The organism is Paenibacillus macquariensis, from assembly GCF_900156375.1.
In the GTDB taxonomy this organism is placed as follows: domain Bacteria; phylum Bacillota; class Bacilli; order Paenibacillales; family Paenibacillaceae; genus Paenibacillus_AQ; species Paenibacillus_AQ macquariensis.
The window spans coordinates 593,368-617,041 of sequence record NZ_FTNK01000001.1; the positions used below are offsets into that span (position 1 = coordinate 593,368).

Here is a 23,674-nt window from a genome sequence, read left to right on the forward strand (position 1 = left end):
AAACCCACCTCACTTTAAGCCTAACCAACTTGCCATACGTCCAGTAGTTCCTCCATCTTTACGATAAGAGAAGAACAAATCATTGCGGCAGCTTGTACAATATGTTGTACATTCGATATGACTCGGCATTATTCCTGCTTTCATCATAATCTGTCGATTCATTTCTTTCAAGTTTAGCATACTTTTCCCGTTATTCTTTTTAAGATACCATGATGCGGAATAAGTACTATTACCCAAGACATCTTTCTCTAAATCGTATACCGATAACATCACCTTATCATCTACCTCATAACAGCATGACCCAATAGAAGGACCGATAGCAGCACGGATATCATGAATTTGGCTACCATACTCTTGCACCATCTTATCTACCATGGTTGAAGCTATTCTTGATACCGTCCCTTTCCAACCTGCATGGGCAAGGCCAATCACTTGTTTCATGGGATCATAGAAATATAAAGGCACACAATCCGCATAAAAGGAAGTTAAGAGTATACCAGGGACATTCGTGAGCAACCCATCCGTATTCTGAAATGCAGATGATCGATCGATGTTACCGCGCCCTTTATCTTCAAGGTGAACGATCTCCACATGATTACTATGGACCTGTTCACCACATGTCCATGCATCAAAAGGAAAACCTAATGTCTCAACTACTGTACGGCGATTATTTATAACATCTTGAGAATCATCACCAACATGAAAAGCGCAATTCAAACTCTCATATGGAGATTTACCAGTTCCTCCATGTCGTCCTGTAAATCCTACGGTTATTTTATCGAAAGAGGTCCATGGTTCCAGCATAAACAAAGCTGGGTCCTCATCTTTACGATTATTCACAACAAATGGTTCCATTCATTTCACCTCTATTCCAGTGTACCATATTTCTAGTTTACCTACGGAAACTAAAGAGCTGTTTAAGAAAGACAGGTTACTGCCGAGAATTTCAGGTATTAACGGTTAATACGATCGACGATCAATTCGATCCAATCGATCCATATCCTTATCTTGTTCCAGAGCCTTCACTTCCTCCATTTTCACCAAAACGACATCTGACCCTATCTTCACAATATTATTCCAAGGAATAATAAGATCACTACGACCACCAAATAAACCCATGAATCTACTATAGCTAGGCACGACGATCGCCTCAATTCTACCCTGCCGAAGGTCAAGCTCTAAATCGCTGATTTGGCCTAATCGTTTGCCGTCTACAATATTAATAACATCCTTGGTTTGAAAATCGGAGATTTTCATCATCATCCCCACCATTTTCTTTTCTGGAATCATAGCTTCACACCTTCATAAATATAGTTATATATTTAATATATGTGGGGTCTGGGCGAAATGTCTTTTTTATTGTGAGAAAGTCAAAAAAAAAGCAATCCCATTAGGATCGCTTTTTAGAGATACTTTTAAATATAGGAAAGTATATGTTTCACTTGACACTCCATTCCTTATATTTCCTTTGAAACAGGTCCCCTCTTTGAGAAGGGCCGTTATAGCCGTTACTGCTTATATCACAGACTTTTATGTTAAGATTTGACATGTTTCTGCATTTGCTGAATGGCTGACTTCTCTAACCTAGATACTTGAGCTTGCGAGATGCCAATTTCATCTGCAACCTCCATCTGAGTTTTACCTTCAAAAAATCGCATGGAGAGGATCATCTTTTCTCGTTGTCCTAATCTATGCATAGCTTCTCTTAATGCAATTTCTTCAATCCACGAAACATCTTTGTTCTTATCGTCACTAATCTGATCCATCACATAAATGGGATCACCACCATCATGGTAAATGGGTTCGAATAACGATACTGGATCCTGAATGGCATCCAAAGCGAACACCACATCTTCCTTAGGAACATTAAGTGCGGCAGAAATTTCAAAGATAGTAGGTTCTCTGCAATTTTGATTCGTTAAGGAGTCACGGACTTGAAGTGCTTTATATGCTATGTCACGTAAAGAGCGTGATACTCTTATAGGATTGTTATCCCGTAAATACCGTCGAATTTCCCCAATAATCATGGGTACCGCATACGTTGAGAATTTAACATTTTGTCCTAAATCAAAATTATCAATAGCCTTCATTAGTCCAATACAACCTACCTGAAATAAATCGTCGACAAATTCCCCCCGATTATTAAACCGTTGAATAACACTCAGTACCAACCTTAAGTTACCATTTACTAATTTTTCCCTAGCTGAACGTTCATTATTTTGCTGAAGGGCATGGAACAATTCCCGCATTTCCACATTCGTTAGTACGGGAAGTTTGGCAGTATCTACCCCACAGATTTCAACTTTGTTTCGGGTCATGATGATTTACCTCCCAAGAAGAAACATTAATGTACATTATCTCCCCAGAGGCTCAATTTATTCCTACTCGATGAATCTATATAGATTGAACTACCATATTCATGATTCTCTTTAGAAATGAAGGAACGTGTGAGCACAGACTTTAATTCAATCTATCTGTTACACCATCTTATTAAATTCCTTACGTAGACGTTTAATAATTCTCTTCTCCAATCGAGAAATATAGGACTGAGAAATCCCTAACATATCTGCTACATCCTTTTGAGTCTTCTCCTCACCATCCTGTAGTCCGAATCGAAGTTCCATGATTGTACGCTCTCGTTCTGTCAGCTTATCAAGTGCTTTATGCAATAATTTACGGTCTACTTGCTCCTCAATATTACGATAAATTGTATCATTCTCAGTACCTAATACATCGGAAAGTAATAGTTCATTCCCATCCCAATCAATATTTAAAGGTTCATCAAATGACACTTCACTACGAATTTTATTATTACGACGCAAATACATTAGTATTTCATTCTCAATACAACGTGAAGCATACGTAGCTAATTTTATTTTCTTCTCAGGATCAAACGTATTAACAGCCTTAATCAGACCGATAGCTCCAATGGATACCAAATCTTCAATATTGATACCTGTATTCTCAAATTTACGAGCGATATATACGACCAATCTCAAATTACGTTCAATCAACATTGCACGGATTGCTGAGTCGCCTGTGGAAAGCCTTTGTAGTAAGTACTCTTCTTCCTCACGTGTTAGAGGCGGAGGAAGAGCCTCACTCCCTCCTATGTAGTATATTTCTTCACTTTTAAGTCCAAATAAGAAGAGCGCACGATAATATTGAATTTGTACCACTAATTTCCATTTTACCAACATGATTTCTTTCCTCCTATGAGTTTCCTCAGGAAACTTATCTTCGTAAGCATCGTCTTTGAGTTTTCTGTAAGAAAACTAACATCGTAGGCATCATCAAAAGTTTCCTTAGGAAACTAACATCGTAAGCATAATTTTAAGTTTCATAAGAAACTATCTTTTACAATCATAATCTCGAGCTTTCCTACTATATTAGCTAATAGGTGGGATAGAAGTTGTTGCCAGAGTCGTAACGGCATCTGTAGCTGGGTTTCCGTCATGTATCAAGTCAGGGTGAATAATCGCCCTATATGCCTTTTCGGAAGAAAGCGTGCCTCCATCAAGTCCAACTAACACTCTAGTGCTTGTGGTTGTTTTACCGTCCATACAGATTTCAACAGAATCTGGTTTTAAAGCTAACATAAACGCTGACCCTCGATTCACTCCCCGATAAGGTACTAACCTCAAACGGTCCTGCCAAGCAAAAGATGATTCGTCTCCAAGCTCCATGACCAGTTTGTCCGCATCTCCTTCAGCTAGTTTATCCCTCCATGAGGCAGGTAAATGATCTCCCCATAAAGAAGCCTCCATCACCATAACCGGTATTCGTGTTAAAGGATCACACAACTGATTACCTGTATCTAATAGTCCCGTACATTTCACCTGTTCGCTACCTATATTCACTTTCACTTCCGCAAAATACACATGCCTATTATCCAATTTACGTTTGGAAGATTGCACAATTTTAAACCAAAAAACAACGATAATAAAAACGATAAGCATAAACCAAAATCCAATCTTCAGTTCGAATGACAGCCCCCCCGATGTTGTATACCAAATTCCGCTCCAGAGATCACTTGAATTTTGCAACAGATAATGAATGCCAATAATCCCACCAGCCGCGGCAAAATTAATAATATAAAATGCCCCCATGTTCCTCATATAGTGTTGAAGACTCCCAAAACCGAAGGCAATCCACAACATTATCAATGAAAGCCCGAACTTTATGAGAAAGGTATACATGAACGTAAGCCCGGGAACGAACATCATGATGACATAAAGGGCACCTAACAAGGCTGATAAAGAAATTCGCCACCAAGGCGTTTTTATTTTGCGCATCCAACCAGTCAACCACAATAGAGTTCCATCAATAAGTAGATTAGTAATAAAAATAAGATCGATATAGACAACCATTGCCCTCACCTGCCTGAGCTTTGAATCATAGAGGTAGAAAAGCCAGTGTTTTTAAACTCTATTCCTTTTGGTCTTTAGGAGATGTGTTTAGTATAGAAAAACTAACTTCCAAAGTCTGTCTAAACCTGGAAGCAATCGCGATTTTTTTTTGTCGATAGAGGTTAGTTCATGGAAGAAGGATTCTAAAATGGAGCGTGGAAGAATAGGAAGAAAACAAAAAAGCCCGATTTCTTTAAAAAGAAAACGGACTTTTCATATATCATGATAGATAATGTGCAAATTATTCGTTGTTATTGCGTGAACGATTCCGCAGAAATGTAGGAATATCCAGTTGATCATTACTTGGCTGATTACCAAATGGACGCAAATTATTATTGCGATTCTCAACAGGCTCATTGTCTGGTGTTCCAGGTTTGCGAATTTGAGCGTGTGGTGCTGCTTGTTTATGCTCAAATCCTGTAGCAATAACTGTGACTTTAATATCGTCTTTCAAATCTTCATCAATAATGGCACCAAATATCATATTCACATCTGGATCCGATGCTGATGTAACGATCTCTGCTGCTTCGTTCACTTCATACAGAGACAGATTTGAACCACCCGTAATATTCATGATGACACCACGAGCTCCCTCGATAGAAGTTTCTAGTAATGGACTCATAATAGCCTTACGAGCTGCCTCAGCGGCACGGTTCTCACCTGATGCTACACCAATACCCATTAGTGCAGACCCACGCTCTGTCATAATCGTCTTCACGTCTGCAAAGTCAAGGTTGATTAGACCAGGAACAGCAATAAGGTCTGATATCCCCTGTACCGCTTGGCGAAGAACATTATCAGCTTCTCTGAATGCTTCTAACATCGGTGTCTTTTTATCTACGATTTCCAATAGACGATCATTAGGAATAACAATCAATGTATCTACTTTTTCTTTCAGAGCTTCAATCCCTAGCTCAGCTTGGGAGAAACGTTTACGACCTTCAAATGTAAAAGGACGCGTAACAACGCCTACTGTCAGCGCTCCACACTCTCTTGCAATCTCAGCGATTACAGGAGCCGCACCCGTACCCGTTCCGCCACCCATTCCTGCTGTGACAAACACCATATCCGCGCCTTTTAGCGTGTTCGAGATCAAATCTCTAGATTCTTCAGCAGCCTTCTTGCCGACCTCAGGATTAGCACCCGCGCCAAGACCCCTTGTTAGCTTATCACCGATCTGTAGCTTGTGTTCTGATTTAGCCATATGCAGTGCTTGAGCATCCGTATTAACCGTGATAAACTCAACACCTTGCACACCATTCTCAATCATTCGGTTGACAGCGTTACTACCCCCACCACCAACACCAATTACTTTAATCTGAGCTAAGCTTTCCATTTCAAAGTCAAATTCCAACATATTATTCCATCTCCCCCTCGTTGTACATGGATGGCACGTTCACAGTTATATGAACACCTTATATAAATTCACTGAACATGTTTTTTAAGCGCTCTACCAACCCCGTTTTTTGTGTCTTTCCTTGGTTAGATGTAGGATTCACCTTGTTGTTATTCCGGATTGGTTGTTTTTTAGCATTGGTAATTGCATTGTTACGTCCACGAATATTACGTATAACATTGTGAAGGATACCAACACCACTCGTAAACCCTGGATCTCTGACCCCTATATAATCCGGTACTGCAATCCGTACAGAAGCAGCAAGCTCAGCCTGTGCAACCTGCAATACACCAGGCATCGAAACTGTGCCTCCTGTGAGTATATAACCTCCAGGAAGTTCACTGTAACCTAGACGTTTCACTTCTTGATGAAGGAGATGGAAAATTTCTTGAATCCGAGGCTCAACAATAGCAGCCAAATCTTGTTGACTGAATTCTTTTTCAACGTTACTCCCAATTCGAGTTACTTTGAAAATAACATCTGGAGCAGCATCGTCTACTAAAGCACACCCGTATTTTAACTTAACCTTCTCAGCTTGATCCGTTAACGTCCGTAATCCATAGGCAATATCATTGGTTACGTACTCCCCGCCAATAGGTAATGTTGAAGTCGCGACCATAGTTCCAGCTTCAAAAACAGCAATGCTTGTATTTCCAGCACCGATATCAACAAGTACAGAACCCATGGTTTTCTCGTCTTTTGATAAAGACATTTGACCTGCTCCCAAAGACATTAGAACTAGATCTTTGATCTTCAAGCCCGATTTCTCTACACACCGTAAAAGATTATGTATGGCCGGTTTTGCCCCCGTAATAATAATTGCTTCCACTTCTAAACGAACGCCAATCATACCTCGTGGATCCTGAATTCCTTCAAGACCATCCACAACGTATTGCTTAGCGACAACATCAATAATTTCCCGGTCAGGAGGTAAAGCAACAACTTCTGCAGCTTTGAGAACGCGTTCAATGTCCTCTTCTCCAATTTCCCGATCCTCGTTCGATACAGCCACAACACCGTGGCTTGTTTGAAGTCCAATATGATTCCCGGAAATGCCGACATATACTTCAGATATTTGAATACCAACCATACGTTCCGCATGATCTACTGCACTGCGGATCGATTGTACGGTCTGGTCAATATCTACAATTGCACCTTTGCGAATTCCTTCTGAGTCGGCAGATCCAACTCCAATAATATTAAAGGTTCCATTAGTTACTTCCCCAATAATAGCACGAACTTTGGATGTACCGATGTCCAAACTAACAATGATGTCATTGTTGCTCAACCGTGGCACCTCCTATTTTTTGAAATGAAAAGCGAATTGGAAAGACGTTCTTAATAATTATTCAACACGACTTTCTTTTTCCCTCTTTTTTCTACATTTTTTTTACATATCACATATTGTCAGCTATCAAATTATTAATATTATAAGAAAAGCAAACAAATAGACTTGTCCACAAAACTAATTGTAGCATTTTTTATTCGTTATTAGTAGTCCCATCCCCATTCTCAGGTACGCTGTCTCCGCTCAAGAAAGGAACGTATGAATCAGCCTCAAGCATTGTAATAAGCCCAGGTTCTTCTGTCTCTATCACTTGATTGAGATATTCTACTTTATCCTTAAGTAGAGATACAGCAGTAATCACTTCAAATTTGGAACGCGTATACAGTTTGATACGATCTGGAAAAGAAACTGTAGGAGATGGCATAATCTCTGATATATCCGAAGTCAATTGATTAGGAATCGCACCGAGAACTTGACTCAGTTCCAATTTATAAGGATCTGTTGGATTCCATTGCGTTAATATTGGCTTCTCTATAGCAATACCACTCGTTTTTACAGGCACCATAACCCCATTCGATAAAATAGCCATGAGTGATCCCTCTTGTCCTAACTCATAGGCAACCGTTGTATGCTCTTGAACCTGTATCTGTATAACGCCGGGGAACTGCTTGTCCACCGTTACGTTCTGAACCGATTTCACGTCCAATAATCTAGCCTCCAAAGTAGCTGCCGAAACCCCAAAGAATTGATCACCTACATTGAACTCTCCCGCTTGTAATAACTGCTCTTTCGTAGCGAATACATTTCCCTGAAATTGAATTTCGGAGATTTTGCTAATCGGAGATCTAAAAAAAAGTACGGCAAGAAGAACTAAACAGAATAACAAGAGAATAAACATAATTTTACGACTGGTTTTCATTTTTCTGAATTTATTAGGTTTAAGAACTGGTATAGATGTCTTTGACATATCAACTCTCCATAAAATGCCTCTTATCCCCTCTTCACGGAGGGGATAAGCAGGACCTTAGTTGGCCAAATCTAAACGATCGGACACCGGAGTCTGTCTGTGAATATCAGCTCCAAGCTTCTGGAATAATTGTTCAATATGATCATATCCCCGGTCAATATGGTGCACCTGCTCTACAATGGTCTTGCCTTGTGCCGCCAATCCAGCAATAACTAATGCAGCTCCTGCTCTCAAATCTGTAGCCTCAACCGTCGCTCCATATAATCTTTGAACCCCACGTATAAACGCGTAATTGAGATCTATAGAAATATCAGCACCCATGACAGTCAACTCGTCGACATGTTTGAATCTTCCTTCAAATACGGTCTCCTTCATCACACTAAAACCATCTGATAAAGTTAATAGTACCATGACTTGGGATTGCAGATCTGTTGGAAATGATGGGTATGGTGAAGTAATAATCCGTTCCACTGCTTTGGGACGCCCCATACAGCTTACGGTCATTATATCATTGCACACACCTATTTGAACACCAGCGCGCTTCAGGACATGAATCAATGAGGTGAGATGTGATGAATTGCAATGCGTTAACGTCACATTACCACGAGTTGCGGCAGCAGCAATCATGACCGTTCCCGCTACAATACGATCTGGAATGATTTCATACGTGCACGGACGCAGCTTCTTTACGCCTTGAATCGTGATGGTATCTGTTCCAGCTCCAATTATACTTGCTCCCATCTGGTTCAGGAAGTTCTGAAGGTCCTGAATTTCAGGTTCTCTAGCCGCATTTGTAATGACTGTAGTCCCTTCAGCCATTGCTGCTGCCATCATAATGTTCTCCGTAGCACCAACACTAGGGAAATCCAAATGAATATCTGCTCCTACTAGCTTGCGAGCTTTACAAAGAATCTGCTGATCTTGTTCTTCAATGACTGCACCTAATGCTCTTAACCCTTTTAGATGAAGATCAATCTTTCGCTCTCCGATCGCACATCCTCCAGGCTGGTAAATCGTCACTTCTCCAAACCTAGCAAGTAAAGGGCCCATTAAAAAAATAGATGATCGCATTTGTTTCATTAAGTCATCCGGTACATGAAACGAATTGGCGGTCGACGTATCCACAATGACCATTTCTTGCTCATGTTGTGTTTGGCACCCCAGCCGATTCAGGATGTTCATCATAACTTCAATATCCAATAACCGAGGGACATTATGCAAATGAACTATACCATCAGCCAGCATACATGCAGCTAGAATTGGCAGTGCGGCATTTTTGGACCCATGGATACGCACGGTTCCTGATAGGGTTTTGCCTCCCTCAATCACCAATTTGTCCAATGTATCACCTCCGAGTTTACCGCTCACCCACTATAAACACTTCTGGTACCAACGAGATACCATTCTCAGAATCAATCCGTTTCTGAATTTCGTGCATAATGGTGAGCACGTCCTCTGCTGTCGCTTGCCCGGTATTTACAATAAAATTGGCATGCTGCAATGAAATCTCTGCACCACCGACTCGGTAGCCCTTAAGCCCCACAGCCTCTATAAGCCTTGCAGCGTAATCTCCCGTTGGATTACGAAACACACTGCCCGCACAGGGCATCTGCAGTGGTTGTGTACGCCTACGGCGATCCTTGTACGATGCTAAAGCGGCTGCTATTTCTCTACGTTCTCCAAACTTAAGCCCGATTGTAGCTTCAACTACAATTCCCTTGCGCTCGTGCAGAACAGAGTGACGATAAGCAAAGTCCATTTCCTCAGCAGCATAAGACACCAATTCTCCTGTTTCCAGTACAATCTCAGCGGACTTGAATATGCGTGATACATCAGACCCATGGGCTCCAGCGTTCATATATACGGCTCCACCAACAGAACCGGGAATCCCACCTGCAAACTCTAAACCCGTTAATCCATGTCTGCCGCTCAGGAAGCTCAATTTCACAAATGAGCAACCACCACCTGCAGTTACGGTTTCCTCCTGGAATTTAGCATATTCCAATCCTGAACCCAGTTTGATAACGACTCCACGAATCCCCTTATCGGAAACAAGCATATTAGATCCGCGACCAATCTGAATCCATGGAATTCCATGATGATGGAGTAAAGTAATAAGTTCTTGCAGTTGTTCTCTCGTTTCAGGAACAATGAAGGCATCGACAGGACCCCCGATTCTCCATGTCGTGTGTTTTGTCATGGGTTCATTCAGGTGTACTTCCCCGATGTTTGTCTCCAACAATAGCGATGTCCATTGCTGCAACGAAATCCCTCCTTATCATCCAACCGAAATTTTACATTTCTCAATGAATTCAGGAGGCCATTTGGTATCTAGTGCGATGCTGCCGTGTCCTGGGCGATTATCACGATTATAAGGTATCTTATGTCATCCTACATAGGTGTGTGACAATCGCAACTCGCTTTTAACAAGTCCAATCATGTTCACCTTGCATAACGAGATATATTTAGCAGTATACCTAGTGCTGTGAGCATCAGTGTCAACGATGATCCCCCATAACTGATTAAGGGGAGCGTAATCCCTGTCACGGGCATCATTCCGATCACGACACCAATATTAACGATCACTTGTATCGCAACCATTCCAACAATGCCAACAGCAAGTAAACTTCCAAAGCTATCTGAGATCGTCATAGCAACACGCATGCCACGCCATACGAGAATCAGAAATAGTAGTAATACAATCATGCCACCAATAAACCCAAGCTCTTCGGCCAATATAGAAAAAATAAAATCTGTTTGTGGCTCCGGCACATAACTGTACTTTTGACGACTCATGCCGAGTCCTAAGCCACCGAGCCCACCAGGGCCTATCGCATACAGCGATTGTATAATTTGATACCCAGCCCCTAATGGATCTGACCATGGATCGAGGAATGCTGTGATCCGTTTCAGCCGATACGGTGCTGCCAAAATAAGTCCAGCAAATCCTGCGATACCCACAAGTCCAAGCATGCCAAGATGTTTCATTCGAGCACCCGCCGTAAATACGATCATAAGAGATGCCCCAAACATAACACTACCCGTTCCTAAATCCGGTTGCATCATAACCAGTCCAAATGCAGTCCCGATTAACCCAAGTGGAGGAAGGAGTCCTTTGGTGAATGAAGAGATATTGTAATTTTCCTGACTTAACCATTTCGCAAGAAATAATATCATTCCAAGCTTCATAAACTCTGATGGTTGAATGCCAAACGAACTAATACCAAGCCAACTACGCGCTCCCCCTCTTACATTACCAATCCCAGGAATAAGCACCATAATGAGAAGAATGAAACAGATTATTAGGCCCACTTTGGCATATTTCAGCCAGAATCGATAATCAAGGTTCGCTGTAACAAACATTGCCACAAGACCTAAGCCCGCGAATAAAGCCTGGCGCTTAACAAAATAATAAGAATCTCCATAATTATGGAAACCAAGGACAGAACCTGCGCTCTGCACCATAATAATTCCAATTGTGAGTAGACCAAGAATACATAGCAGGAGCCATAGATCTAGGCTTTGGCGAGTTTTATTCATGAAAAGCCACCTCGTGTTAGAGAAAGTAGGGGCTTATCCACATCCCCCCTACTTAAAGATTATGCACCGCCTCTTTAAAAATGCGTCCACGTTCCTCATATGAAGTAAACATATCCCAGCTTGCACATGCTGGAGATAATAGAACAATATCTCCAGGTTCTGCGAGTGTTGCTGCTTCATTCACGGCCGTGATCAATGTCGTGGCGGAGTCCTCTACAGTATCGACGATGGAAATGACCTTTAATCCAGCGAGTTCGGCTACTTTTGCAATTTTATGTTTCGTTTCTCCCAGTAATACAACCGCTTTGACTCTCTCACCAAATACAGTTAGCAATTCCATATAATCTGAACCACGATCTAGTCCACCCGCAATTAATACGATTGGGTTCTTAAAGGATGTAAGAGCCATCGTAGTCGCTTTGGAATTCGTTGCTTTAGAATTGTTGTAATAAGAGACACCCTTTGTCTCTTTGACATATTCAAGACGATGCTCTACACCTCGAAAGGAAGATAGTGGCGATGATAGTTGATCTATTGAAACCCCTGCTGCTATAGCTATAGCACATGCAGCAAGAGCATTCTCAACGTTAAAACGCCCTGGGAGACCGATATCTTCTACAGGGATGATCTCATGCGTTCTTCCTTCTTTATCACGATATAATACGGTACGCATCACTGAATCCTCGGTGTTAGCAATATAAGGTGGGCTGACATATACCCCCTCTACTAACTCTTCTCTCACAGAAAAAGGTAAAATTCTAGCTTTCATATGAGGAATTAGACTGCGACAGTATGAATCGTCCCAATTGAGGATCGCAAGATCATCTTTGTTTTGGTTCGCGAACATATTAGCCTTGGAAGAAATATAATCCTCCATGCCTCCATGATAATCCAAGTGTGTCTCAGCAACATTGAGCAGACAGCCAATACGTGGTCGGAACTGTTGTGTCCCTTTCAGTTGAAAGCTACTTAGCTCAACGACCATCCAATCATCCTCAGTGGCGCCTTCTACAGCAGCACAAAGAGGCGTGCCAATGTTGCCTGCTACGATTGGAGACATTCCCGCTGAACGGAGGATGTTACCAACCCATGTGGTGGTGGTCGTCTTACCATTAGAACCTGTTATTCCAATCATCGGTGCCTCAGATAAATAATAGGCCACTTCCACTTCCGTAACGATTTCAATTCCAAGTTCTATAGCCTTAACTAAAGGAGGAACAGAATACGGAATACCCGGATTCTTTACAACCAAATCAATACCATGATGGATGAGTTCACTCGGATGAGATCCGCAAATAACAGAAATTCCCAAAACCTCTAGTTCAGAAGCTTCGGGACACTGATCTATCTCTTTTTTATCATTAACGGTGACCAAAGCCCCCATTTTATGGAGAACTTTAGCGACTTCCACACCACTCTTCGCAAGTCCGAGTACAACGACTTGCTTATCTCTGTATGTGTCTGGATGATTCATAATTACAACCCCTTACCCCTTGTTAATATAAATTCCGAGACCTGCTAATACGAGGCCCACAGCCCAAAATGTGATAACAACTCGCCATTCCGACCAACCTGAAAGCTCAAAGTGATGGTGAATAGGGCTCATTTTGAAAATTCGTTTACCTCGTAGCTTAAATGATCCAATTTGTAGAACCACAGAAAGCATCTCTATAACGAATATCCCTCCAATAATGAGGAATAACAATTCACTTTTGGTCACAATCGCAATCGCACCGATGGCTCCCCCAATACCTAATGATCCTGTATCTCCCATAAACACTTTTGCAGGATGTGCATTGAAGACTAAGAAACCTAATACAGCACCGATCATTGCTGCCGCACAGAAGGCTGCTGGAAGAGAAGTCGCTTGCATAGCCACTAAAGCAAATGCACCGAAAGCAATGGCACTCACGCCAGATAACAATCCATCTAGCCCATCCGTAAAGTTCACAGCATTACTAATCGCAAGAAGCATAAAGATGATGAATGGGTAATAAAACCAACCACCCCAGTCAAACCCCCATGAGGTACCTGGTATGCTAATCGATGTGTCGTGCCCATTTTGAAAAAGTAGATAACATACAATACCCGAGAAGAGTAATTGCCCAACTAACTTCTGTCGAGATGTCAATCCGAGCGATCGTTTGAATACAATTTTAATATAATCATCAAGAAAACCAATCAACCCAAATCCAAGTGTTGCAACAAGTAATACATAGAAATCAGTATTCACAATAGAAAATTTCAAAAAAGATAAAGTAAATGCTAATAAGATAACAATTCCACCCATTGTGGGTGTTCCTGCTTTGGCTAAATGACTCTCAGGACCATCCTGCCTTATCTGCTGTCCAAACTTCATACGGCGCAACAAAGGAATGAGTATAGGTGCAGCAATCACCGCTAGAATAAAGGATACACCGATTGTTAGTAATAATAATTTAATGTCCATAGTTTCACCTCTTCAGTTTGTCAGATTTGCTAACACTTCTCAACAAGAGCATTTACTACTTCTTCTAGCTTCATCCCACGTGAGGCTTTTACCAGCACGATATCTTTAGGGTGAATGTGTTCTACAAGATGATTAATAAGTGCAGCTTTATCTGTAAAAGCATGTACATCAGCCTCAGGGAGATTCACCCTTGCAGCTTCGGCTATATAGGTAGACAATGCCCCGTATGTATATAGCACATTTATTTTGTCAGGCGTAACGTAAGTTCCGATTTCAGCATGATATTCTTTATCTTGCGATCCAAGCTCCAGCATGTCCCCGAGTACTGCAATTTTGCGACGGTACCCTTTCATACTTTCAAGTACATCGATAGCAGCTTTCATAGATGTTGGACTTGCATTATAGGCATCATTGAGTAAAGTTAACCCTCTTGCAGAGACAACATGCTCAATACGCATTCCTGTCAATTGCAACCGAGATAACCCATCTTTGATACACTCATCGCTTATATTAAAAAAACGTGCAACTGCAAGTGCTGCTAAACAGTTAACCACATTGTGGCGCCCAAATAGAGGTAAATCTATGCTGAGATCCTTATGAACATAGGATGTAAATATAATGCCTTTGCTATGGAACATCATCCCTGTTGGATAATCATCGCTCTTTGAATCCAAACCAAATGTGAAGGTGTGTAAGTCTGATAGTTTCACCGCTTGCAATTCATCCAATACCTCAGGAATGAGAGGCTCATCACCGTTATAAATAAGTAACCCACCTGATTTCAATCCACTAACAATTTCTAACTTCGCTCGTGCAATTTCTTTACGCGATCCCAATTGTAAAAGGTGGGATTCACCGATATTCGTAATAAGCGCAACGTCCGGTTGTGCTATAGAAGATAATGTCTCAATCTCTTCTCGTCCACTCATGCCCATCTCTAATACTACGATATCTACGTCCGGATCCATGCTCAGAATTGTAAGTGGAAGACCGATGTGATTATTAAAGTTCCCCTTGGTCTTGTGTACTTTGTATGTCGTATCCAGTAGTGCAGACACTATATCTTTTGTCGTTGTCTTCCCGTTGCTTCCTGTAATGCCAACAACTTTACAACCTACTTCTTTCAAGTACGCTTTAGCAAGCAACTGTAAAGCCACTAGCGTGTCTTCGACTTCAATGACACTTCCTTCTGGGCATTGACCTCGATCACGTTGCCATAACGTAGCACCTGCCCCGCTTTCCAATCCCACAAGTGCAAAATCATGGCCGTCATAACGTTCACCTACAATTGGCACAAATAAACATCCCGCCGCAATATGGCGAGAATCTGTGATCACTCCCTGTATAACCTTGTGACGAACCTGTTCATGACTGATCGTCCCACCACACATGATAGCCATTTCACCTAACGTTTTATTAATCACTATTGTATACCCCTTATCGCTTCTTTTGCGACGATACGATCATCGAAATCATGAGTCGTCTGTCCGATTAGTTGGTAGGTCTCATGACCTTTCCCCGCAATCAATACTACATCTTCAGGGCTTGCCATATCAATAGCTTTTTGAATAGCTACCCGTCGATCTTCGATCAATAGATAGTTCTCTTGAGGTACTTGGTCATCAATAAGCCCTTGTTCGATATCCTTCAAGATGGATTCAGGATCTTCTGTACGCGGATTATCCGAAGTTACGAATACAACATCACTATACTTCGCTGCGATTTTCCCCATAATTGGACGCTTGGTCTTGTCGCGGTCACCACCACAGCCGAACACAGTTAATACCCGACCTACAGCGAATTCATTCACTGTCTTTAATACATTCTCAAGTCCATCCGGTGTATGTGCATAATCAACAATAACGGCAAAAGGCTGTCCTGCCTCCACGGATTCAACACGGCCATCAACACCGCTTAAGGATTCCAAGCTACGTTTAATTTCATGAAGCGGAACACCTTCTAGTAGCGTTGCCGTTATAGCTCCTAGTGCATTGTAGACATTAAACTTACCGACCATCTTAAGCTTTATATCCGTACTCCCATTGAAGGAATCCACATGAAAATCAGTACCTTGCGCGCTTATGACAATCCCTGTTGCACGAACATCGACACCTTCCTCTAAACCATACGTTACAACTTCCGCCGATGTTATATTTCTGAAATACGTTGATGCAGGATCATCTGCATTCAGCACAGCATACTTTCGTTTGTCCTGAATATTTTGGAAGGCGTTCCCCATGCGGGAAAAGAACAATCCTTTGGCAGCACGATACTCATCCATGGTGTTGTGATAATCCAGATGATCCTGTGTAAGATTCGTAAAAATAGCCGTGCGGAAATCCGTTCCCTTTACCCGACCTTGTTCTAAGGCATGGGAGGATACTTCCATTACGCAGCAGCGAGTACCACTAGCTGCCATATCATGTAGCGAACGCTGTAATTCTAACGCCTCAGGTGTTGTACCTGACATGGGGAATGTGCGGCCACCATAACGCATCTGAATCGTACCGATCAGCCCTGTTTTCACGTTATGATCATTCATAATTTTCTCAATCAAATAAGCTGTAGTTGTTTTACCGTTCGTGCCTGTGATTCCAATAACTTTCATCTGTTTGCTAGGTGATCCGAAGAATGCATCTGCAAGTACAGCCATAGCGTAGCGGCAATCCTTAACGATAATTTGTGGTAGGTCGATATCCAATTGATGATCAACAACAAGTGCCGCAGCCCCTTTTTCCATAGCTTGCTGAGCATAGATGTGTCCGTCAACCGTGTGGCCTGGTAAACAAATGAATAAATCCCCTTCAGTTACCTTTCGGGAATCCGTCTGTATGCCAGAAACTCTAATATCTACACTACCTATGATGTGTTTGATTGTTAATGTTGAAGCCAATTCATTAAGTCTCATCTATAATCCCTCACTTATTTCAATTATCGTCATATTTGACGAATGTTAGGCACCCTAAGGTGCCTTATCTCCAACGCCTGTATCGGCCTCAGCGCTACCCATATAAATACGAATCGTTGATCCTTGGTCCACCCTACTACCTGGTTTAGGAGCCTGACTTACCACTACCGTACCACTTCCTGATTTAGAGAGCATGAAGTTCATATTCAAATCTTCGTACAAATCTTGAACAGATGCACCAACTAGATCAGGTACCGTGACGATCTTGGTCTCACCATATTTGTATTCTTTCGTTATCTGATCTTTACGTTGTGGCACTTTCATATAATGGAGCGAGTCCTCTAGTATATTTTGTACAATAGGAGCAGCAACTACACCACCAAATTGGATGCCTTTTGGATTATCTACTGCGGTATATACGACAATTTGAGGATCATCTGCTGGTGCAAAACCAATAAATGACACAATATGTTCTGTGGCCGAATAACGACCATTAACTACGATCTGTGCTGTCCCTGTCTTTCCTCCTACACGATAACCATCGATAAAAGCTGGACGTCCCGTCCCTTTGGCTACGACACTTTCTAATGCCTCTCTAACTTTACGAGATGTTTCTTCGGAGATCACCCGTCTGACTAGCTCTGGTTCCGTTTCCTCTACAATGGTATTCGTGTCCGAGTTAATCCAAGCCTTCGAAACATAAGGTTTGTATAAGTTCCCACCATTGATCGCCGCTGATACCGCTGCTACTTGTTGTATTGGAGTAACAGAGACCCCTTGCCCAAAGGATGTAGTCGCAAGTTCCACGGTTCCAACATTAGCCAATTTGAACAGTATTCCATTTTCTTCTCCATCTAAATCAATGCCTGTCTTAGAACCAAAGCCGAAATTGCGTATATATTTAAAAAGCGTTTCTTTGCCCAGTCTTTGGCCTAATTCTACAAAGCCAGGATTACAGGAATTCTCCACAACTTCTAGGAAAGTCTCACTGCCATGCCCACCCTTTTTCCAGCATCTTAGCTTAGCTCCGCCCACTTTAACATATCCTGGATCAAAGAATGTATCCTTCTCTAAATCCACTTTCTTCTCCTCTAAAGCGGCAGCTAGCGTAATGATTTTAAAAGTAGATCCCGGCTCATAAGTCATCCATATCGGTAAGTTTCGATTGTAGACTTCCGCGGGATATTCCTTATATTGTGCCGGCTCATATCCAGGTCGACTAGCCATACCGAGAATTTCTCCTGTTTTGGGATTCATCGCAATGGACCAAGCGCCTCTTGCTTGAAGCTTTACCATAGCTTGATCCAACTCACGTTCCATAATCGACTGAATCGACTTATCAATGGTTAGTTCAAGACTCAGGCCATCTTTGGGCTCTGCGTATTTCTCAGAGGAACCAGGCATAAGCCTTCCTCCAGCATCAGATAGATAGGATATGTTGCCATCGAATCCTTTTAATTTATCATCATATTTCTTTTCAACACCTGTTATTCCCTGATTATCAATTCCGGTGAATCCTAGAATATGAGCTGCCAAATCTCCATAAGGATAATACCTTTTATTGTCCTCTGCAACAATGATACCCGGTAGCTTCAAATCACGGATTTTCTGAGCGAGCTCCATCGTGATCTTACGTCCACCGGGTTGTAGTTTTACATTCATAGACTTCTTTTTCTTGAGTTTCTCAAGAATTTTCTCCTGGCTCATACCGATCAGAGGTGATAATGCCATTGCCGTCTTTTCAGGTTCCTTCACCTGAACAGGTATCGCCCACACCGTAGGTGAACTGATATTGTAGGCCAAGGCTGTTCCGTTTCGATCAAGGATCTCTCCTCTTTTGGCAGTGAAGGGAAGTTGTCTGCGCCATAAATCCTCTGCTTTCTCAGACAACTCCTTACCTTGTCCGAGTTGAACATAAGCCAATCTAACCATTAATGCTACAAACAGCACGCAAAAGAGCAGCAAGCTCCACAGTAGCCTCCGTCTCAGCGTCACATTTGAAACTTTCATCGCGAACCCTCCTAGTAATCCTGATCTCATGATACGTGTTATATCATCAATATTCAGGACAACTAGGGCTTAGAACAAGCTCTATACGCTACTCTGTTTCCTTATTATCATCTTCTTTGTCAATCTCATCAACCACTGTATTAGAAGGGCTCAGAGTTAATTGTACTTTACGCTTACCTTGATCCTCTATTACTTTTTGTTCGGTGACATAACCTTCGCCATCTACGTTAACTGTCAATTCCATTAACGTCAATACCTGCAATGCATCAAGTAGAGATTCACCCTTTAAATCAGGTATTTTCATCGTCTTACTCTCTTCAGTTAGCAGATATATCCGTTGCCCATCATTCATGATAGAGCCTTTGGCTGGGAATTGTCTAATCACCTTATTACCTGTTCCTAAAGTCTCGTAAGCAATACCTGTATTCAACAATTCTTTCCTTGCTGAATCAATCGTCTTCCCTACCAATTCCGGAGCTTTAGATTTAACTGTAACCGGATTACTACTCTTCTTAGAATTTTGAGCATCATTTGCTGAACTAGCTGAAAATACTTTTGGAACATTCATATATTGTAGCGATTGAGAAACAATTTTTTTGAATACAGGTGCAGCCGCAGATCCCCCACCTGCATTCGCATCAGCTGGCTCATCTATAATGACAATGACAGCAATCTTCGGATCATTCACAGGAGCATAACCAATAAAAGAAACGACTGACTTGTCATAATCATATTTACCTTTAATATTTTTAACCGCAGTACCTGTTTTACCTGCTACTCTATATCCATCAATGTAAGCATTTCGTCCAGTTCCTTTCTCTTGGTCGGCAACAACCTGCTCTAGATAACTACCTGTTTCTTTAGCAGCCGCTGGAGATATTACCTGGCGACCCTCCTCTTCAGGCATATATGGTTTTGTCACTCCATTGTTCGGATTATACCTCTCTTTAATAATATGTGGCTGCAGCAACTTCCCCCCATTGGCAATGGCAGCGATGGCCGTGATTTGCTGTATAGGTGTAACGTTGACCCCATGCCCATAGGATGCTGTTGCAACTTCTACATTACCTGGCAAATTAATCGCCCAGGAAGCTTCACCTGGCAAATCAATTTTTGTTTTCTTCCCGAAACCAAAATTATTAATGTAATTAAGCAATCGTTCCTTGCCTAACATTTCGAAACCCATCTTCACAAATGCAACGTTACTTGAACGTTTTACACCCTCTAAGTATGAAATTTCACCCCAACCTGCATGCTTCTTATCATGAAGCACTGTCTTGGTACCCTTTATTCTAATACCTCCAGATAAATAGTGGTCTGTCGGCTTGACCAACTTCTCTTCAATAGCCCCTGCCAACGTAACAATTTTAAATGTAGATCCCGGTTCATACAACGCACTTACGGCAAGGTTTCTATAACTATCTGGTGTTTCCCAGTAGGAGTTAGGATTAAAGGTAGGCATATTCGCCATCCCTAGAATTTCCATCGTATTAGGATCTGCTGCGATCACCGTCATACTGATTGGATTATATTTCGCATAAGCCTCTTTCATGGCATCTTCAATATAATACTGTATCGTATCGTCAATGGTCAGCTTGAAGTTTGTACCATTGACCGCAGGAACATAAACCTCATTTGCATTCGGTAACTTGTCTAACTGCCCATCACTTTGGTAATTAATAGATCCCTCTTTGCCTTCGAGTTCAGTGTTATAAAATGCCTCAAGACCTGAAATCGCCTTACCATCACGATCTACAAAACCTATAACATGCGCTGCTAGACTGTTATTGGGATAATAACGCTTCTGTTCTTTAATCAAACCAATCCCTGCATCCGCATTTTTTTTCTTATCTTTCTTCAGCTGATCCTTTATTTCTTTAATTAAGGCATCCACTTGTTCTTTCTTTTCTTGATTGATTTTCAAACCTTCTGTACGGACCTCACGACTTGTCAGGTAGCCTTCCTTATTATTGGGTGTGATCTTTTTTGGATCTGTCGTTGTCGCTGTAACCAATTTTCGCAGTTCAGCTTCATTTTTACCAAGAATACGCTGTAACCCTGCAACCACTTTATCTTCAATACCATTCTCATGAATAACCAAAGGATTCACCGTCACGGTATAGGCAGGCGCATCAATCGCAAGTGCTTCACCGTTTCGATCTGTAATTGTGCCACGTGTAGCCGCAATTTTATCTTGCTTGGACCACTTCGCGATAGCCCTCTCATGCCAAATGTCTCCGTTAACGACTTGAATTAAGAAGACTCTAGTTATTAAAATAGCAAAGAGGAGGGTTATAAATCCTCCTATAAGCAGTGTTCGTAACTTTATTCTTTTTATCATCAGACAACCCTCACATCCACTATTTTTTCGATGTCTCAGCAACGTCAGTAGAACCTGCAACACGAGGTACATGAATGATACTGTGCTCGGGCGGTAGGACATAACCTTCTTTAATCGCCGTTTCAACAATAGTTTCTTTAAGGGTCTGCTTCTTAAGCTCCAACTTAGATATTTCCAACTTGTTTTTTCTGATGTCACTATTCATTCTTTGGCTCTGTTTATTAAGATCATAGATATGTGCGTATCGCCAAATCACAAGGCTTGCAACAGCTACACATACTAATACAGTTAATAAATACAGCATTTTTTCCTTCATCGGAATGAATGTTCGGCGTGTTACAACTTTAGTCTGTTCACGATATCCAGGAGAAACCCGCTCGACTGGTTTTGGTTTTACTGCTAAATTCCCACGCGTATAAGCCATTAGTTACTTCCTTTCTTGAGCATCACTGCTTATCAATTTGAAATTACAGTTTCTCCGCGACCCGAAGCTTAGCTGATCTTGCACGTGAGTTCTCTTCAAGCTCTAATTCACTAGGAATCATCGGTTTACGATTAATAAGTTTTATTTGACCTTCACTTCCACATACACACATTGGAAAATCAGGTGGACAAGTACATTTCGGAACATAACTACTAAGTATTTGTTTGCAAATACGGTCTTCCAAGGAATGGAAGGTGATTACAGAGATTCTCCCACCTGGTGCCAAACAGCGTACAGCTTGATGTAATCCATCTTCGAAAGCCCCAAGTTCATCATTGACTGCAATCCTTAGCGCTTGAAAGCTACGTTTGGCAGGATGTCCGCCTGTTCTTCGTGCTGCGGCCGGAATACCGTCCTTGATAATCTCCACTAGTTCACCTGTGGTTTCAATATGTTTTTTCTCCCGACGCTCAATAATTAATTTAGCAATACGACGCGAGAACTTCTCTTCTCCATATTGGAATAACACCCTAGCGATCTCTTTTTCAGACCATGTATTGATGATCGTATCTGCGGTCAACTCTGCCGACTGATCCATCCTCATATCTAATGGAGCATCATGGTTATAACTAAATCCACGCTCTCCTTCGTCAAACTGTGGTGATGAGACACCCAGATCGAACAAAATACCATCAACTTGAGGAATTCCATCCTTCTGCGGGACAGCGAGTTCCTTCAAAGCTTCTTCTAAATAACGAAAGTTGGTTTTCACTAAAGATATTCGATCACTATAAGGGGCTAACTTTTCCTTTGCAGCTTCCAGTGCCCAATCATCCTGATCCAATCCAATTAATCTTCCATATTCTCCAAGTTTGGACGCAATCAGGGAGCTGTGTCCCGCGCCTCCTAAAGTACAATCGACATAAATGCCGTCTCTTTTTATACGAAGTCCTTCTGTGGCTTCTTCTTTAAGTACCGTGATGTGATGAAACAAGATGCAACCCTCCAGACTATTATAAATCAAAGTTAAAATCGACTAATTTCTCAGCTATATCGTTAAACGCTTCTTCGGATTGATCGTAATACGCATTCCAAATCGATTTACTCCAAATTTCCATACGGTTCGATACGCCGAGTACAACACACTCTTTATCCAATTTAGCATATTCTCTTAAGTTTCCCGGTAAGTTTACCCTACCCTGTTTATCCCATTCGCATTCGGTCGCACCCGAGAAAAAAAATCGTGTGAACGCACGTGCATCTGATTTCATCAGCGGAAGTGATTTGAGTTTCTGTTCTAAGAGTGCCCATTCTTCTATCGGATAAGCAAATAGGCAATGGTCTAAGCCGCGGGTAACAACAAATGAGGTTCCCAGAAGTTCACGGAATTTGACAGGAATAATCATTCGTCCCTTATCATCAATGCTATGCTGATATTCCCCCATAAACATTGGCCCATTCACTCCTTAACCTAATTTCCCCACTTTGCACCACTTTCCACCACTTAACAATACTAGATTCGCCATTAGAAATCAAAGTCCTTCTTTCATACGAACGTTTTTTTATTGTTATAGGAAAGGATACAAAAAATAAGCCCCCCAATATTGATATGCTCCCCTTATAGTAGACAGAAAAAAGCAAGCCGATTAATCTGTCTATTATGGAGGGGATTTTTTTATGGGCGAAATTAGGAAGACTTACGATGTTACATTTAAGAAAAAGGCAGTCAATCTCTATCTCAAAAAGGGAATGAGCTACAAGAGTGTAGGTAAAGAATTGGATATCGACCATTCCTTAGTCCGACGTTGGGTGAATCATTTTCAAGCGGAGGGAATGAAAGGACTGGAGGAGAAAAGAGGCAAAGCAATAGGCCCTGGAGTTGGTAGACCGAGAACTCGATCAGAAGATCCTGAGGTTAAGCTAAAGCGCCTTGAAGCGGAAA

The 23,674-nt window shown here is 41.7% G+C and carries 21 protein-coding genes; 1 reads left to right on the top strand and 20 read right to left on the bottom strand.

The window, feature by feature from the left end; genetic code table 11:
- Positions 1-9 precede the first annotated feature (9 nt).
- From pgeF to mraZ, 20 genes are all read right to left on the bottom strand, one after another.
- Positions 10-855, bottom strand: a complete 846-nt coding sequence (gene pgeF / locus BW961_RS02700) for a peptidoglycan editing factor PgeF (protein ID WP_068590691.1) — start codon at positions 853-855, stop codon at positions 10-12.
- A gap of 105 nt (positions 856-960) precedes the next feature.
- Positions 961-1,290, bottom strand: a complete 330-nt coding sequence (locus BW961_RS02705) for a YlmC/YmxH family sporulation protein (protein ID WP_068590693.1) — start codon at positions 1,288-1,290, stop codon at positions 961-963.
- A 245-nt stretch (positions 1,291-1,535) separates the two neighbouring features.
- The gene (gene sigG / locus BW961_RS02710; RefSeq protein WP_068590695.1) at positions 1,536-2,318 is read right to left on the bottom strand and encodes an RNA polymerase sporulation sigma factor SigG; all 783 of its coding nucleotides are present in this window, start codon (positions 2,316-2,318) and stop codon (positions 1,536-1,538) included.
- A gap of 159 nt (positions 2,319-2,477) precedes the next feature.
- Entirely contained in the window at positions 2,478-3,200 is a 723-nt protein-coding gene (gene sigE / locus BW961_RS02715; RefSeq protein WP_068537961.1) for an RNA polymerase sporulation sigma factor SigE, read from the bottom strand.
- A 189-nt stretch (positions 3,201-3,389) separates the two neighbouring features.
- The gene (gene spoIIGA, locus BW961_RS02720; protein ID WP_082867655.1) at positions 3,390-4,370 is read right to left on the bottom strand and encodes a sigma-E processing peptidase SpoIIGA; all 981 of its coding nucleotides are present in this window, start codon (positions 4,368-4,370) and stop codon (positions 3,390-3,392) included.
- Between the two features lie 280 nt (positions 4,371-4,650).
- The gene (ftsZ, locus tag BW961_RS02725; RefSeq protein WP_068590699.1) at positions 4,651-5,766 is read right to left on the bottom strand and encodes a cell division protein FtsZ; all 1,116 of its coding nucleotides are present in this window, start codon (positions 5,764-5,766) and stop codon (positions 4,651-4,653) included.
- Positions 5,767-5,824: 58 nt separating this feature from the next.
- Complete coding sequence (gene ftsA / locus BW961_RS02730) at positions 5,825-7,093, bottom strand: cell division protein FtsA (RefSeq protein ID WP_068590701.1); 1,269 nt, start codon at positions 7,091-7,093, stop codon at positions 5,825-5,827.
- 193 nt (positions 7,094-7,286) lie between these two features.
- Entirely contained in the window at positions 7,287-8,060 is a 774-nt protein-coding gene (locus BW961_RS02735) for a cell division protein FtsQ/DivIB (protein WP_068590703.1), read from the bottom strand.
- 57 nt (positions 8,061-8,117) lie between these two features.
- Positions 8,118-9,401: a UDP-N-acetylglucosamine 1-carboxyvinyltransferase gene (gene murA / locus BW961_RS02740; RefSeq protein ID WP_068590705.1), complete on the bottom strand. Its 1,284-nt coding sequence runs from the start codon at positions 9,399-9,401 to the stop codon at positions 8,118-8,120.
- Between the two features lie 16 nt (positions 9,402-9,417).
- Entirely contained in the window at positions 9,418-10,323 is a 906-nt protein-coding gene (gene murB, locus BW961_RS02745; RefSeq protein WP_068590707.1) for a UDP-N-acetylmuramate dehydrogenase, read from the bottom strand.
- 179 nt (positions 10,324-10,502) lie between these two features.
- Entirely contained in the window at positions 10,503-11,600 is a 1,098-nt protein-coding gene (gene spoVE, locus BW961_RS02750) for a stage V sporulation protein E (RefSeq protein ID WP_068590709.1), read from the bottom strand.
- A 52-nt stretch (positions 11,601-11,652) separates the two neighbouring features.
- Positions 11,653-13,074 carry a UDP-N-acetylmuramoyl-L-alanine--D-glutamate ligase gene (gene murD, locus BW961_RS02755; RefSeq protein ID WP_068590711.1) on the bottom strand — a complete coding sequence of 474 codons (1,422 nt, stop codon included), beginning with the start codon at positions 13,072-13,074 and terminating at the stop codon, positions 11,653-11,655.
- Positions 13,075-13,086: 12 nt separating this feature from the next.
- Entirely contained in the window at positions 13,087-14,049 is a 963-nt protein-coding gene (gene mraY, locus BW961_RS02760; RefSeq protein ID WP_068590713.1) for a phospho-N-acetylmuramoyl-pentapeptide-transferase, read from the bottom strand.
- 29 nt (positions 14,050-14,078) lie between these two features.
- Positions 14,079-15,470 (bottom strand): UDP-N-acetylmuramoyl-tripeptide--D-alanyl-D-alanine ligase, encoded by a 1,392-nt coding sequence (locus BW961_RS02765; protein WP_326110753.1) that lies wholly within the window; start codon positions 15,468-15,470, stop codon positions 14,079-14,081.
- A gap of 2 nt (positions 15,471-15,472) precedes the next feature.
- Positions 15,473-16,957, bottom strand: a complete 1,485-nt coding sequence (locus BW961_RS02770) for a UDP-N-acetylmuramoyl-L-alanyl-D-glutamate--2,6-diaminopimelate ligase (RefSeq protein ID WP_068590715.1) — start codon at positions 16,955-16,957, stop codon at positions 15,473-15,475.
- A gap of 54 nt (positions 16,958-17,011) precedes the next feature.
- Entirely contained in the window at positions 17,012-18,967 is a 1,956-nt protein-coding gene (locus BW961_RS02775) for a stage V sporulation protein D (protein ID WP_068590716.1), read from the bottom strand.
- A gap of 88 nt (positions 18,968-19,055) precedes the next feature.
- A complete protein-coding gene (locus tag BW961_RS02780; RefSeq protein WP_068590718.1) occupies positions 19,056-21,308 on the bottom strand; it encodes a penicillin-binding transpeptidase domain-containing protein in 2,253 nt (750 codons plus the stop codon).
- Between the two features lie 19 nt (positions 21,309-21,327).
- Positions 21,328-21,732, bottom strand: coding sequence for a hypothetical protein (locus BW961_RS02785; protein ID WP_068590720.1), 405 nt, complete (start codon positions 21,730-21,732; stop codon positions 21,328-21,330).
- Between the two features lie 43 nt (positions 21,733-21,775).
- On the bottom strand, positions 21,776-22,726 hold the full coding sequence (gene rsmH / locus BW961_RS02790; RefSeq protein WP_068590721.1) for a 16S rRNA (cytosine(1402)-N(4))-methyltransferase RsmH: 951 nt from the start codon (positions 22,724-22,726) through the stop codon (positions 21,776-21,778).
- Positions 22,727-22,745: 19 nt separating this feature from the next.
- The gene (gene mraZ / locus BW961_RS02795; protein WP_068590722.1) at positions 22,746-23,183 is read right to left on the bottom strand and encodes a division/cell wall cluster transcriptional repressor MraZ; all 438 of its coding nucleotides are present in this window, start codon (positions 23,181-23,183) and stop codon (positions 22,746-22,748) included.
- Between the two features lie 226 nt (positions 23,184-23,409).
- Here mraZ and BW961_RS02800 point away from each other — a divergent pair.
- Positions 23,410-23,674: transposase (locus BW961_RS02800; RefSeq protein WP_076576652.1), on the top strand; the 265-nt coding region annotated here is incomplete at its 3' end.

Bases quoted from the DNA above. Each gene is read 5' to 3' on its own strand.
- pgeF (WP_068590691.1), bottom strand. From the start codon at position 855: ATGGAACCATTTGTTGTGAATAATCGTAAAGATGAGGACCCAGCTTTG.
- BW961_RS02705 (WP_068590693.1), bottom strand. From the start codon at position 1,290: ATGATTCCAGAAAAGAAAATGGTGGGGATGATGATGAAAATCTCCGAT.
- sigG (WP_068590695.1), bottom strand. From the start codon at position 2,318: ATGACCCGAAACAAAGTTGAAATCTGTGGGGTAGATACTGCCAAACTT.
- sigE (WP_068537961.1), bottom strand. From the start codon at position 3,200: ATGTTGGTAAAATGGAAATTAGTGGTACAAATTCAATATTATCGTGCG.
- spoIIGA (WP_082867655.1), bottom strand. From the start codon at position 4,370: ATGGTTGTCTATATCGATCTTATTTTTATTACTAATCTACTTATTGAT.
- ftsZ (WP_068590699.1), bottom strand. From the start codon at position 5,766: ATGTTGGAATTTGACTTTGAAATGGAAAGCTTAGCTCAGATTAAAGTA.
- BW961_RS02735 (WP_068590703.1), bottom strand. From the start codon at position 8,060: ATGTCAAAGACATCTATACCAGTTCTTAAACCTAATAAATTCAGAAAA.
- spoVE (WP_068590709.1), bottom strand. From the start codon at position 11,600: ATGAATAAAACTCGCCAAAGCCTAGATCTATGGCTCCTGCTATGTATT.
- murD (WP_068590711.1), bottom strand. From the start codon at position 13,074: ATGAATCATCCAGACACATACAGAGATAAGCAAGTCGTTGTACTCGGA.
- mraY (WP_068590713.1), bottom strand. From the start codon at position 14,049: ATGGACATTAAATTATTATTACTAACAATCGGTGTATCCTTTATTCTA.
- BW961_RS02770 (WP_068590715.1), bottom strand. From the start codon at position 16,957: ATGAGACTTAATGAATTGGCTTCAACATTAACAATCAAACACATCATA.
- BW961_RS02775 (WP_068590716.1), bottom strand. From the start codon at position 18,967: ATGAAAGTTTCAAATGTGACGCTGAGACGGAGGCTACTGTGGAGCTTG.
- BW961_RS02780 (WP_068590718.1), bottom strand. From the start codon at position 21,308: ATGATAAAAAGAATAAAGTTACGAACACTGCTTATAGGAGGATTTATA.
- BW961_RS02785 (WP_068590720.1), bottom strand. From the start codon at position 21,732: ATGGCTTATACGCGTGGGAATTTAGCAGTAAAACCAAAACCAGTCGAG.
- mraZ (WP_068590722.1), bottom strand. From the start codon at position 23,183: ATGTTTATGGGGGAATATCAGCATAGCATTGATGATAAGGGACGAATG.